This is a genomic window from Actibacterium atlanticum, assembly GCF_000671395.1.
Taxonomy (GTDB): Bacteria; Pseudomonadota; Alphaproteobacteria; order Rhodobacterales; family Rhodobacteraceae; genus Actibacterium_D; species Actibacterium_D atlanticum.
The window spans coordinates 230,489-243,669 of the sequence record NZ_AQQY01000006.1 but is presented as its reverse complement, the minus strand read 5'-3'; the positions used below and the strand labels follow the sequence as shown (position 1 = coordinate 243,669).

General features: G+C 60.2%; 12 protein-coding genes and 1 tRNA gene. 6 read left to right on the top strand and 7 right to left on the bottom strand.

The annotated features are described in order from the left end of the window. Window positions 1-185 precede the first annotated feature (185 nt). The 3 genes from ATO10_RS11130 to ATO10_RS11120 form a co-directional block, all read right to left on the bottom strand. Window positions 186-1,040 (bottom strand): DMT family transporter, encoded by an 855-nt coding sequence (locus ATO10_RS11130; protein WP_035251408.1) that lies wholly within the window; start codon window positions 1,038-1,040, stop codon window positions 186-188. Window positions 1,041-1,187: 147 nt separating this feature from the next. Next, a complete protein-coding gene (locus ATO10_RS11125; protein ID WP_035251407.1) occupies window positions 1,188-2,081 on the bottom strand; it encodes a fructose bisphosphate aldolase in 894 nt (297 codons plus the stop codon). Between the two features lie 119 nt (window positions 2,082-2,200). Then, on the bottom strand, window positions 2,201-3,391 hold the full coding sequence (locus ATO10_RS11120; protein WP_035251406.1) for a phosphoglycerate kinase: 1,191 nt from the start codon (window positions 3,389-3,391) through the stop codon (window positions 2,201-2,203). A gap of 138 nt (window positions 3,392-3,529) precedes the next feature. Between ATO10_RS11120 and ATO10_RS11115 the strand changes: the two genes are divergently transcribed. The 3 genes from ATO10_RS11115 (at window position 3,530) to ATO10_RS11105 (ending at window position 5,635) form a co-directional block, all read left to right on the top strand. Then, on the top strand, window positions 3,530-4,036 hold the full coding sequence (locus tag ATO10_RS11115; RefSeq protein ID WP_035251405.1) for a peptidylprolyl isomerase: 507 nt from the start codon (window positions 3,530-3,532) through the stop codon (window positions 4,034-4,036). Next, window positions 4,029-4,586 (top strand): peptidylprolyl isomerase, encoded by a 558-nt coding sequence (locus ATO10_RS11110; RefSeq protein WP_035251403.1) that lies wholly within the window; start codon window positions 4,029-4,031, stop codon window positions 4,584-4,586. The genes ATO10_RS11115 and ATO10_RS11110 overlap by 8 nt, the downstream gene beginning before the upstream one ends. 86 nt (window positions 4,587-4,672) lie before the next feature. After that, complete coding sequence (locus ATO10_RS11105) at window positions 4,673-5,635, top strand: DUF3179 domain-containing protein (RefSeq protein WP_035251401.1); 963 nt, start codon at window positions 4,673-4,675, stop codon at window positions 5,633-5,635. A gap of 72 nt (window positions 5,636-5,707) precedes the next feature. On the opposite strand, the gene tyrS is transcribed toward ATO10_RS11105, so the two are convergent. Beyond that, window positions 5,708-6,961 carry a tyrosine--tRNA ligase gene (tyrS, locus tag ATO10_RS11100; RefSeq protein ID WP_035251400.1) on the bottom strand — a complete coding sequence of 418 codons (1,254 nt, stop codon included), beginning with the start codon at window positions 6,959-6,961 and terminating at the stop codon, window positions 5,708-5,710. A gap of 67 nt (window positions 6,962-7,028) precedes the next feature. Here tyrS and ATO10_RS11095 point away from each other — a divergent pair, with 67 nt between their 5' ends. After that, window positions 7,029-8,123 carry an anhydro-N-acetylmuramic acid kinase gene (locus tag ATO10_RS11095; protein WP_035251398.1) on the top strand — a complete coding sequence of 365 codons (1,095 nt, stop codon included), beginning with the start codon at window positions 7,029-7,031 and terminating at the stop codon, window positions 8,121-8,123. 105 nt (window positions 8,124-8,228) lie between these two features. Here ATO10_RS11095 and ATO10_RS11090 read toward each other — a convergent pair whose 3' ends face one another. Both ATO10_RS11090 and ATO10_RS11085 read right to left on the bottom strand, forming a co-directional pair. After that, window positions 8,229-8,735 carry a DUF1097 domain-containing protein gene (locus ATO10_RS11090; RefSeq protein ID WP_035251397.1) on the bottom strand — a complete coding sequence of 169 codons (507 nt, stop codon included), beginning with the start codon at window positions 8,733-8,735 and terminating at the stop codon, window positions 8,229-8,231. Between the two features lie 178 nt (window positions 8,736-8,913). Then, window positions 8,914-9,342 carry a cupin domain-containing protein gene (locus tag ATO10_RS11085; RefSeq protein ID WP_035251396.1) on the bottom strand — a complete coding sequence of 143 codons (429 nt, stop codon included), beginning with the start codon at window positions 9,340-9,342 and terminating at the stop codon, window positions 8,914-8,916. A 98-nt stretch (window positions 9,343-9,440) separates the two neighbouring features. On the opposite strand from ATO10_RS11085, the gene ATO10_RS11080 reads away from it, so the two are divergent. Continuing rightward, window positions 9,441-9,516, top strand: a tRNA-Val gene (locus tag ATO10_RS11080). A gap of 26 nt (window positions 9,517-9,542) precedes the next feature. Here the strand turns inward: ATO10_RS11080 and ATO10_RS11075 are convergent. Continuing rightward, complete coding sequence (locus ATO10_RS11075) at window positions 9,543-10,670, bottom strand: peptidoglycan-binding domain-containing protein (RefSeq protein WP_035251394.1); 1,128 nt, start codon at window positions 10,668-10,670, stop codon at window positions 9,543-9,545. A gap of 268 nt (window positions 10,671-10,938) precedes the next feature. On the opposite strand from ATO10_RS11075, the gene ATO10_RS11070 reads away from it, so the two are divergent. Next, on the top strand, window positions 10,939-13,155 hold the full coding sequence (locus tag ATO10_RS11070; RefSeq protein WP_035251392.1) for an NADP-dependent isocitrate dehydrogenase: 2,217 nt from the start codon (window positions 10,939-10,941) through the stop codon (window positions 13,153-13,155). The last annotated feature ends 26 nt before the right edge of the window (window positions 13,156-13,181 follow it).

Genomic DNA, 13,181 nt, shown 5'->3' with positions numbered 1-13,181 from the left:
GTCCAGAATCTCGCGGCCGATGATGTCGATGATGATGCTCATGGTAGTCCCTCGAAGCATGATAATTCGTTGGCGCCTCTATAGCAGGGATGGGGGGTGATTCAACCAGACCTGTTATCGCTAACAGATTCCAATTCGGGGCGTGTTATCGCTGACACAGTCGTTGTGTTGGTTTGAGGGCGCGGTCAACGCCGCCTTTCGCGCCAGATCGTGTACAGGCCCGAGCCGATAATGATCACCGCCCCCAGCAAGGTCAGCGAGTCGGGGCGCTCAGAAAACATGAAAATCCCGGTCATCAGGGCGAACAGCATCCGGGTATAGCGGAACGGGGTGACCACAGCGATCTCGCCGGTGCGGGTGGCAACGACCAGCGCGTAATAGGCCGTCACACCGACAACCAGCGCCGCTGCCAGCGACAGCCCATTGTTTAGCGTCACCGGGCCAAGCCCTTCGCCAAACAGCATCATCAACAGCCCCGCTGGTACAACCGAGCCAAACCCGTACATCGCAAGGATGAGCGACGGGGTCGTTGCGGGGACTTTGCGGACCGCCAGATCACGCGCCGCCAGCCCTAACATGCCCAGAACGGCGTAAAGCATGCCGGGTTCGATCCCGGAGGGGCTGGGTCGAATGATCAGCAAAACGCCGCACAGCCCAACAGCCGAAGCCAGCCAGCGTCGCCAGCCAACAGTCGCGCCCAGAAACAGCGCTGCCCCGGCGGTGACGACCAGCGGCGTGGCCTGTTGAATCGCTGCGACGGTGGACAGGGGGGCCATGACGATGGCTGTAACCATGCCGAATGTGCCGATCACCTCGCACAGGTTGCGGATCATGAAGGGGCCGCTCATCAGCTCGGGCGACCACAACCGCAACCCCCTGGATCGCGCCAAAACGGCAAACACCAATGCGCCGGCACCGCCCAGCAGGACAAGCACCTGCCCGGTGGGCATGGTCTGAGCCGTCAGCTTGATAAAAGCATCCTCAAGCGCAAAAAACGCCATGGAAAGCACCATGAAAAAGATGCCGCGCAGGTTATCCATTACTGTCCCCGGGGTTGTTATAACTCCCCTTAGACCCGAATGCCGTTTGGCGGAACCCATATCGTTCACCTATCTGCGCAAACCGGCTTTGCAAAAATGAATAGGGGGGCCGCGAGGCCCCCCTTTGAATTGCGTTGTGAACGGTGATCAACCCGCGACAGAGGCCGCGTAGATGCTGTCAATCGCACTGCCAAGCATGGTGTCGAACTCGGCGTCTGATTGCTGGGCGCTTAGCCCTTCGGTCAACCCGCGCGAGAAGCTGGCGATCATGCCAGCGTTGTTCGACAGTTTCTCGTTTGCGTCATCACGGCTGTAGCCCCCCGACAGGGCGACAACGCGCATCACACGGGGGTGGTCGATCAGCGGCTGATACAGGTTGGCCTTGGTCGGCAGGGTCAGCTTCAACATCACCTGCTTGTCGTCATCCATGGCGTCCAGCTGGGCTTTGATCTCGGCCAGCAGGATCTCTTCGGCCTCGGCCTTGTCGTCGATCGAAATGGTCACTTCGGGTTCGATGATCGGCATCAACCCGTGGCCAATGATCTGCATGCCCACTTCGAACTGCTGGGCGACGATGGCTTTGATGCCCTCGGCGTTCGCCGCATCAATGACCGAACGCATCTTTGTGCCGAAGATGCCCTTTGCAACGGCACGTTCCAGCGTGGCGTCCAGTTCGGGCATGGGTTTCATCAGCTTTACGCCATTGGCGCCGTCTTCCAGACCTTTGTCGACTTTCAGGAAGGGAACGACCTTCTTGGTTTCCCACAGGTACTGGGCGGTGGGCGTACCGTCGATGTCGCGGTCCATGGTCATTTCAAACAGGATCGCGCCGATCACCTTTTCACCGGTGAAGGCGGGCGATTTCACAATGCGCGAGCGCATCCCGTGGATCAGGTCGAACATTTCAGCGTCCGAGCTGTAAGCGCTTTCTTCTACACCATAAAGGCGCAGGGCTTTGGGGGTGGAACCACCGCTTTGGTCAAGCGCTGCGATGAATCCATCGCCAGAGGTCATTTGCTCGGTTTGGGCAGGGTTGGGCATATCAAATTCTCGCACTGTAAGTGGTCTTTTCAGGGCGGGCCGCCCAATCGCTGTCGTGATAGGCGAGCTGCCCCCGGGTTTCAATTATGGTGACGCTAACGCCGCGTGTTTCGCGCCGCTTACCCTTCGAGTGCTGCAACACCGGGCAAAGTTTTGCCTTCCATCCATTCAAGGAAGGCACCGCCCGCGGTCGAGATATAGCTGAAGTCCGGGGCGTGGCCCGACGCGTTGATCGCCGCCACGGTGTCACCGCCCCCTGCGACGGACACCAGATTGCCGGCGTTTGTGGCCTCGGCAATGGCGTCCAGCATGGTGAAGGTGCCGGTCTGGAAAGGCTCCATTTCAAACACGCCCAGCGGGCCGTTCATGATCAGGGTTTTGGCCCCTGCGATCACGGTTTTAATGTAATCGACCGTCGCCGCACCGGCGTCCAGAATCATCGCATCCGACGGGCAGGCATCCACCGAAACGGTTTCATGATCGGCGTTGGCTTTAAACTCGCGCGCCACAACGATGTCGCGCGGCAGGATGATCTCGCAACCCTCAGCCTCGGCTTTGGTCAGGATCTCGCGCGCGGTGTCGGCCATGTCATGTTCGGCCAGCGATTTGCCGACGCCCACGCCCTGAGCCGCCAAAAAGGTGTTGGCCATGCCACCACCGATGACCAGATGATCAACCTTGGCCACCAGATTGCCCAGCAGATCCAGCTTGGTTGACACTTTGGCGCCGCCCACCACGGCCACCACGGGGCGTTCGGGCTTGGCCAAGGCGCCTTCCAGCGCGCTCAGCTCGGCCTCCATCAAACGGCCCGCCGCCGAAGGCAGCAAACGCGCGATGCCTTCGGTCGATGCATGGGCGCGGTGCGCGGCTGAAAACGCATCATTCACATAGTAATCCCCCAGCGCCGCCAAAGAGGCAGACATGACCGGGTCGTTCTTTTCTTCGCCCGCATGAAAGCGGGTGTTTTCCAGCAGCAAAACGTCGCCCTCGGACATGGCGGCGACGGCCTGTTTTGCGGGGACACCGATACAGTCATCTGCGAACACGACACCGCAGCCTAATGCGGCTTCCAGCGCGGGGATGGTGATCTTGAGGCTCATCTCGGGCACGACATTGCCCTTGGGGCGGCCGAAATGCGCCATCAGAACCGGCTTGCCCCCGGCGCTTAGAATATCTTTGACGGTGGGAACAATGCGTTCGATCCGGGTGGCGTCTGTAACCTTGCCATCTTCGACCGGTACATTGATATCCACCCGAACCAGCACGGTTTTGCCAGCCATTTCCAGTGCGTCGAGGGTTTTCCAGCCCATGGATCCATCCTTTTGCAATCGGTTTGGCCCATTGACCCTATTCCTCCCGGTATCGTCAACAGCACATCCGCGAAATCCCCTTTCCTTTGGCAGGCGTCCGCTCTAGGCTCCGGCGCGAAAATGAATGGAGGACCGGCAATGGCCGAGATCAAAGACCCCGAAAACACCATCCTGATCGAGCTGAAAGACGGCACCGTCACCATCGAGCTGCTGCCCGACATCGCGCCGATGCATTGCGACCGCATCAAAGAGCTGGCCCGCGCTGGCGCCTACGATGGCGTGGTGTTCCACCGTGTGATTGACGGCTTCATGGCGCAGACGGGCGACGTGCAGCACGGCAACACCAACAAGGATTTCAACATGGCCCGCGCGGGCACTGGCGGTTCGGATATGAAAGACCTGCCAGCGGAATTCTCGGGCATTCCACATGATCGCGGCACCCTGGGGGCGGCCCGTTCGGCCAACCCGAACTCGGCCAACTCGCAGTTCTTCATCAACTTCAGCGACAACCACTTTCTGAACCGTCAGTACACGGTCTATGGCCGCGTGGTTGAAGGCATGGAGCATGTCGACGCTATCGTGCGGGGCGAGCCGCCCGCGAAGCCCGATCAGATGATCTCGATGAAGGTGGCAGCTGATGTATAAACCGTTTCTTACGGCTGTGGCCGCGCTGGGGCTGGCCAGCGCCGCGCAGGCCACGACCCTGACCCTGACCATCGAGGGTGAGGCGAACGGCACCGTCGTCATCGACCTGCTCGAAGACGTGGCCCCCCTGCACGCTGAACGCATCGCGACGCTGGCCAAGGAAGGCGCCTATGATGGGGTGGTGTTCCACCGTGTGATTGACGGTTTCATGGCGCAAACGGGCGACGTGAAGAACGGCAATATCAACAAAGACTTCAACATGCGTCTGGCGGGCACCGGTGGCTCGGACCTTGGCAACCTGCCTGCCGAGTTTTCAGATGTGCCTTATGACCGCGGTGTCGTGGGCATGGCGCGCTCGCAAAGCCCGAATTCGGCCAATTCGCAGTTCTTTATCATGTTCGATCCGGGCTACTTCCTGAACGGGCAATATACGGTTGTGGGCAAGGTGACCTCGGGTATGGATGTTGTGGATCAGATCAAACGTGGCGCGGGCCCCAATGGCGCCGTCGTGGGTGCGCCTGATGTGATCAAGACGGCCACGGCCGAGTAAATCCTGCTCAAACCCGTGTGAACGGGGCTATGCTGGGGCGGTCCTGCCTGTCATTCTGAATCCGGATGGCAGGGAGGGCCGCCCCGATGCGTTTCATAACCACTTTTGCCTTGGCAGTGTTCTGTGCCAGCGCGGCACTGGCCGACCCCGCGTTTTGGCGACATGAGTGGCCAGATACCGACTTCACCAACACAACGGTAAAAAACTGGGCAGAAATCCGGTCAGGCGGGCCGCCCAAGGATGGCATCCCGTCGATCCAGAATCCTTCGTTCATCGACCTGGCTGATGAAACCCGCCTGAACCCGCGTGAGCCGGTGATCACGGTGAAGATCGGGCCCGAGGTGCGGGCCTATCCGATCCGCTATCTGACATGGCATGAGATTGTGAATGATACCGTGGGCGGGGTGCCGGTGGCGGTGACCTTTTGCCCGCTGTGCAATTCGGCACTGGTGTTTGACCGGCGCGTCGACGAAGGCATTCTGGAGTTCGGCGTGTCAGGCAAGCTGCGCAATTCGGACATGGTGATGTATGATCGCCAGACCGAAAGCTGGTGGCAGCAGGCGACCGCAACCGGGATTGCCGGGCATTTCACCGGGCGCGAGCTAAGACAACTGCCCAGCTGGATGGAAAGCTGGGCGCAATTCAAAGACGCCCACCCGGGCGCGCAGGTGATGGATCAGCCCGACTGGCCGCGCCGTTATGGCCAGAATCCTTACGTAAATTATGACAGCTCAAAGCGGCCGTTTTTATACACTGGCGAAGCGCCGCCGCACGGCGTTCCGGCTTTGATGCGGGTGGTGCGTGTCGGAGATCGGGCCTGGCCGATGGAACGGCTGGCCAAGGCGGGAGAGATATCTGAGGCTGGCGTGGTGATCAGTTGGCGCGCGGGGCAAGCCTCGGCGCTGGATGCACCATCGATTGCCAAGGGTAAGGAAGTTGGCACGATCCGGGTGCGCGACGGGCAGGGGCGCGATGTGCCCCATGACGTGATGTTCGCTTTTGCGTTTCACGCCTTCTGGCCGGAGGGTCAGTGGATGCTGTCAAATTGAGTGGCCCTGTGGGCCACGAGAGATATCCAAAACAGCGCCGCTTCGGGCGCTGTTTTGCTGTGGGCGTCTGGATCAGCCGTTGAGCTGCACCAGCGCGTGGCGTTTTTTGCCGGCGCTGAGTTTGATCGGATCGGCCAGTGCCGCAGCGTCGATCATCAGCCCGGCATTGGTCAGCGGCTCGTCGTTCAGTTTGGCGCCGTTTTCGGCAATCAGGCGTTTGGCCTCTTTGCCGGATTTGGCGAGGCCCGATTTGACGATCAGCTGCACAATCGAGATGCCATCTCCCAGATCAGCGGTTGTCAGGTCCAGAGTGGGCAGGTCGTCGCCCACCCCGCCTTTTTCAAACACTTCGCGGGCGGTGGCTTCGGCGGCCTTGGCGGCGTCTGCGCCGTGCAGCAGGGTGGTGACCTCATTCGCCAGAATAATCTTGGCGTCGTTGATGTCCGAGCCGGACAGCGCGCCCAATCGGTCGCATTCGTCAACCGGCAGTTCGGTGTAGAGCTTGAGGAACCGGCCCACGTCGGCGTCGGTGGTGTTGCGCCAGAACTGCCAGAACTCATACGGGCTGAGCATTTCGGCGTTCAGCCAGACGGCGCCGCCTTGCGATTTGCCCATCTTTCGCCCATCCGAAGTGGTCAGCAGCGGCGAGGTCAGGCCGTAGATTTCATGGTCCAGCACGCGACGCGTCAGGTCGATGCCGTTGACGATATTGCCCCATTGGTCCGAGCCGCCCATTTGCAGCAGGCAACCGTAGCGGCGGTTTAGCTCAAGGAAATCATAGGCTTGCAGGATCATGTAGTTGAATTCGAGGAACGAGAGCGACTGTTCGCGATCCAGCCGGGATTTGACGCTTTCAAAGCTCAGCATCCGGTTGACGCTGAAGTGGCGGCCGATGTCGCGCAGGAAATCGAGGTAGTTCAGCTCATCCAGCCATTCGGCATTGTTAAGCATGATCGCGTCCGCGTCGCCATTGCCGTAGTCCAGATAGCGGGCGAAGACCTGTTGCATGCCCTCGATATTGGCGTCGATCTGTTCGGGACCAAGCAGGGGGCGTTCATCGGAACGGAAAGACGGATCGCCCACCTTGGTGGTGCCGCCGCCCATCAGGGTGATCGGCTTGTGGCCAGTCTTTTGCAGCCAGCGCAGCATCATGATGTTGAGCAGGTGCCCCACGTGGAGCGACGCGGCGGTGGCGTCATAGCCGATATAGGCGGGGACCACCCCTGCTGTCAGGGCATCATCAAGGGCTTGATAATCGGTGCAGTCGGCCAGAAAGCCACGTTCGATCATCACGCGCAGGAACTCTGATTTGGGGTGGTAGGTCATCGGTCTCTTGTCCACGGGGCTGCTTTGGGTCACTCCTATAGCGGTGCGTTGCGTGAAGGGGAAGCGGATGTTGGAATCTAGGTCGGTTCGGGCGCTTGGGGCGATGTCTGGAACATCGCTGGATGGCGTGGATGCCGCGGTGGTGGAAACCGATGGCGAGACCCTGTTTGGCTTTGGTGAAACGGCCTATCGCGCTTACGCCCCGCCAGAGCGCGCGGCGCTGGCCGACGCATTGGGGGCCTGGCCCGGAGAGCCGCGCGCCGATACCGCAGCGCGGGTTGCGGAGGCCGCTCATGTTGAGGTTTTACAAGGGTTTAGCGGCGTTGATCTGGTCGGGTTTCACGGCCAGACATTGGCCCATGAGCCGCGTGGTCGGGGGACGCATCAGGTGGGCGAGGGCGCTGTTTTAGCGCGGGCTTTAGGCGTGCCTGTGGTATGGGGTTTTCGCAGCAATGACATAGAGATGGGCGGCGAAGGTGCACCGCTGGCCCCGTTTTTCCACTTTGCCTGCGCCAAATGGATGGGGGCACAGGTGCCCTTGGCGTTTCTGAACCTTGGCGGGGTGGGCAACATCACATGGATTGATCCAACCAAGGATAAACCCGAGGACGCTGGTGCCTTATTGGCCTTTGATACCGGCCCTGCCAACGCGCCGATCAACGATCTGATGCAGGATCGGTTGGGGGCAGAGATGGATGAAGGGGGCAGGCTGGCCGCGCAGGGGCAGGTTGCCAACAGCGCTTTGGAGCTGTTTCTGATGGACCCGTATTTTGGGCGCGTTCCGCCTAAGTCATTAGACAGGAATGCTTTTCCCGAGATGATGGAGCTGGTACGTGAACTGCCCGATGCCGATGCCGCCGCCACCCTGACGGCGATGTCGGCAGCAGCGGTGATGCAAGGGGTGGAGCATTGCCCCCGCCCGCCCGGGCGGATTTTGGTCACTGGTGGTGGGCGCAAGAACCCGGTTTTGATGCGGATGCTGAAAGTGGCGCTGGATTGCCCGGTAGAGCCTGTCGAAGCGGCCGGGCTGGATGGCGATATGCTGGAAGCGCAGGCCTTTGCCTATCTGGCAGTGCGGGTCATGCGCGGCTTGCCGACCTCGTGCCCGTCAACCACGGGGGTTGCTGCGGCGGTTGGGGGCGGGCAAATCAGCCGGCCCTGAGGGGCGAAAACTGGCGATACACAACCCATGCACATCTGATGCACATCCCATGCATACGGAATGCGCGGGGGGATGGGATGGCCTGTGCGGCCACCCCAAGACCGATTATTCGGCGGGTTCAGCCTTTGCGGCCATCGCACCAGCGATTTTCTCGGATACGAAGCCAAAGGCATTACCGATGACCAGCGAGATCAGAACCATGATCGCCGCTTTGCCAAGCGCGGCCACGTCTCCCAGCGCAACGCCGGTCAGCAGCGCGAAAGCTGCGGTCGACGCATAGCCGTACACAGCAGCCGGAATGGTCGACAGCGCAGGGATATGTGCGCCCAGCACCAGAACGACGACCGACAGGCCAACGATGACCGAGGTTACGATGACGGAGCCGCCAACCGTTGCCACGACAAACAGGGCGATGGCTGCAACCAGCATGCCCCAGCTGTGGTTGATGGCGGATTTGACGAAGCCGTCATTGCCACCGCCGGTGTGATAGAAGCTGCCCCAGCCCACAAACAGCGCCCAGACCTGAAGCCCGAAAGAGTTGCCAAGGCAGAGCCAGGTGGCGACAGCGGCAAGCGCGCCGATCGAGATTGCAAGTGCGTTAATAAGGTTCATTTCATTCCTCCCGAAAATGAGTGCGCTGATCGTTCCGGGGTCCTCCCGACTTCGGAAACCAGCGCCGCGAAAGGGTAGGGGAGTGGCGGAATTCCGCGTATTGGACGAAGGTCTCTCAGACCAATGTCCAAAAATTAGGCAGTTGTGGTGACCATTTCTACGACCCTGTATTTGGCGCTTATTTTGTGGGGATTTCAAAGCCTTTTGGGGCCAGTTCAAACCCCGAAAATTCAAAGCCGGGGGCAACGGTGCAGCCGACAAGTGTGAAAGCGCCCATCGGGCGGGCAGCTTGCCAAAATCCTTTGGGCACAATGAATTGTGGCCGCTGTCCTGCCGACAGATTCGTACCCAGAACATGTTCGGCCGCGGGGCCGTTGTCATATTCGGATATGGATAGAATCAACGGGTCACCGGCATAAAAGTGCCAGACCTCATCGGCATCGACCCGGTGCCAGTGGCTGCTTTGGCCCGATTCCAACAGGTAGTAGATCGCCGTTCCCACCGACCGGCCGTGGGCCGTGTCCGGGCTGCGCCAGGTTTCGGCGAACCAGCCGCCTTCGGGGTGAGGTTGTAAATTCAGGGCTTGGATCAGGTCTTTCGCGGTCATGCGGGCAGTCTATCAAGCCGTGGATTGGCGGCAATTGCAGATTTCTGAAAATCGGCTCTTGCAAACCCCCGCACCCCCGCGATAGAAGACGCGCCATCGGGTCGTTAGCTCAGTTGGTAGAGCGCTTCGTTTACACCGAAGATGTCGGGAGTTCGAGCCTCTCACGACCCACCATTCCCCCCTTTTTTGATACTGTGGTGCTATTGGGCGATCAAACCGTCCAAATCCAGATTCTCCAGATCGAAATCGCTGAAATCCATGTTGGTTAAAGCTGTGGTTTCCGCCGGGCGATCGGCCGTGGCGGCCAGATCTTTGTCGCGGTCATAGGCGGTGCCGGTCCAGCGGTATAGCCAGCCGTCGATCCACAAATCCCGCATGCCGCCGTAATACCCGGTGCCCATTTCCAGATCGCCGGAAAATTTGAAACGCCCCAGTTCCAATATGGCATCGCCCTGCGGGTGATAGAGAATGGTGGTGCAGATCGTGGTGGCGCAATTGGCCGGATCGCCTTGGGGCAGCACCAATAGCGCAGTGTCGTCTGAGGCATAGAAAAGCGGCAAAACAGCCAGCGCGGCAGGTGGGCCATCGGGCAGGGTCGCCAGCAGATTGGCTTCGGACTCGCGCGGCGGGCGCAGGGCGGCGGTCATGGGCACATTGGCCACCGTGTTGCGCCAGCTTTCCAGTTGAAGGGCGACTTTCTCGGCGTTTGACAACGCGCCAGTCGCCTCCGAGCCATTGGCCGCGCGCCAGGCATCAATCGCCGCGCGGGTGGCGGGGCCCATGGCGCCGTCCACCTTGCCGGGATCATGGCCCATCAGTTTTAACAGCATCTGTATGTTGCGGGTTTTGAGCTTGGCAGGGTCAGGATGCACGGCTTTGATCGGGTCCGCCATATAGCTGCGCAGCAGGGCCTGCGGGGCGCCGCCCAAATCCTGCAACCGGGCCGAGGTTTCAGAATCAGGAGATTGTGCCAGCTTTTGCACGGCCATCAGATAGTCGATCTGGATGGGGCCAATGATGGGCAGGGGCGGGTAGCCCAGATAAGCGGTGAAGTCTTCGATTGCCATCTTGGTCTGATCGCCCAGCTTGCCGTCGGCGGGGCCGGCATCAAAGCCGAAATAGGTCAGGGCGCGCTGGGCCTGCGCCACTTTGGCGGCGACGGCGGCTTCGATCTTGGCCCGCGCTTTGGCTTTCGCTTCGGCGATGATTTTGTCACGCCGTTCCTCGCGGCGTTGTTCGATGATCTCTTTCCAGGTCTGCGCGAAGCTGGGCGCAGGCAGGGCCAGGGTAACAGCGCAGGCCACAAGCAGGGGTTTGACGACGGGCATAGGTGCCTCCGGGTCAGGTACGGTCCCATGATAGGGGGTGATCGCGATTCGGGCGAGGCTGCGCGCTTGGGGCGTGCTGCGCTGCACAGATCGCTTTTACCACCATGATTGCGCAATCGACGAATTGATCTTTTTGCCGCGCTGCGGTATGGGATGCGCGTAGCCCGTCTTTTTCGGACGCAAACGCGCCCGGCATCGCGGAACTGATACCCCTTGCCGCAGTTGCGCGCATCAAAGCTTCCTGACTCGAAGAAAAAAGGTAAATAAAATGGCCGATATCTCGAAACCAGATCTATTGTATACCATTGTAGACGAAGCGCCCGAGCTGGCCTCGGCTTCGTTCCTGCCCATTATCCGCAAGTTCGTTTCGGCCGCTGGAATCACTGTTGGGACGCCTGACATTTCGCTGGCTGGCCGTATCATCTCGACCTTCCCCGAAAACCTGACCGAAGATCAGCGTCAGTCGGATGATCTGGCGGCACTGGGTGATCTGGTGAAAACCCCTGGCGCTAACGTCATCAAGCTGCCCAACATCTCGGCTTCGGTGCCCCAGCTGGTGGCCGCGGTGACCGAACTGCAGGGGCAGGGCTATGACATCCCCAGCTACCCCGAGGATCCGCAGACCGACGCGGAAAAAGAGATCCGCGCCCGTTACGACACCATCAAAGGGTCGGCTGTGAACCCGGTGCTGCGCGAAGGCAACTCGGACCGTCGTTCGGCCAAGGCTGTAAAGAACTATGCCCAGAACAACCCGCATTCGATGGGCGCTTGGGTTGCAGACAGCAAGACCAAGGTCAGCTCGATGCCGGGCAATGATTTCTATGCCAACGAAGTTTCGGCCACCATCACCGCTGCCCAAGCGGGTGACGCGAAGATCGAATTCGTTGCCAAAGACGGCGCTGTCACCGTTCTGAAAGACGGCTGGCCGCTGGAAGAAGGCACCATTGCGGATGCGACCTTCATGAGCGCCAAAGCTCTGGAAACTTTCCTGGGCGAAGCCATCACAGACACCATGGCCGATGGCACCATGTTCTCGCTGCACATGAAAGCGACCATGATGAAGGTCAGCGACCCGATCATCTTTGGTTACGCTGTCAAAGCCTGGCTGGGTTCGGTTTGGGAAAAGCACGGTGCTGCGATTGAAGCCGCTGGTGGCGCGCCGAACTCGGGCCTTGGTGCCGTACTGGCCGCAATCGACACGCTGGACAACGCTGCCGAGATCAAAGCCGAGATCGAAGCTTTGGATCGCCCGTCCATGTATATGGTCGACTCCGACAAGGGCATCACCAACCTGCACGTGCCGTCGGATGTGATCATCGACGCGTCGATGCCTGCCGTGATCCGTGCCGGTGGTAAAGGCTGGGACGAAACCGGCGCCAAGGGCGACACCAACTGTGTGATCCCCGACCGCTGCTATGCGACCGTCTATGACGAAACCATCAACTTCTTCAAAGCCAACGGCGCGCTGGATGTGACCACCTGTGGCTCGGTTGCCAACGTTGGTCTGATGGCGCAGAAGGCCGAGGAATACGGCTCGCACCCGACCACCTTCCAGGCGCCCGCAGATGGCACCATCCGCGTTGTGACCGCCAATGGCGACACGCTGCACAGCCACGACGTGGAAGCCGGTGACATCTGGCGTTCGTGCACGGCCAAGAAAGCCCCGATTGAGAACTGGATCGAGCTGGCTCTGGACCGTCAGCGCCTGACCGGTTCGGAAGCGATCTTCTGGCTGGACGCAAACCGCGCCCACGACGCGCAGCTGATCGCATATGTGAAGCCTGCACTGGAAGCTGCTGGTGTTGCAGACAAATTCCAGATCATGGCGCCGCGTGAAGCCACCGCGCAATCGCTGAAAACCATCACCGCTGGCAACGATAGCATCGCCATCACCGGCAACGTGCTGCGGGACTACCTGACCGACCTGTTCCCGATTCTGGAGCTGGGCACCTCGGCCAAAATGCTGTCGATCGTGAAGCTGATGAAAGGCGGCGGTTTGTTTGAAACCGGCGCTGGTGGTTCGGCCCCCAAACACGTTGAACAGCTGGTGCAGGAAAGCCACCTGCGTTGGGACTCGATGGGGGAATTCTGTGCGCTGGGCGAAAGCCTGAACTTCCTGGCAGATGCCAAAGGGAACGCCAAGGCTGGTGTTCTGGGCGCCGCTGCCGAAGCCGCGACGCAGGGCATTCTGGACAACAACCGTTCGCCCAGCCGCAAGACCGGTGAGCCGGACAACAAAGACAGCCATTATTGGTTTGCTCGTTACTGGGCTGAAGCCCTGGCCGCGCAATCGGATGATGCTGATCTGGCCGCTGAATTCGCCCCCATCGCCAAAGCTCTGGCAGACGGTGAAGAGGCAATTCTGGCAGAACTGGTTGCAGCACAAGGCCAAGACGGCAACATCGGTGGCTACTACCACCCCAGCGTTGAACTGAAAGCCAAGGTCATGCGTCCCTCGGCCACGCTGAACGCGATCATCGACTGATCCATTTCGTGATCAATTAGAAAGCG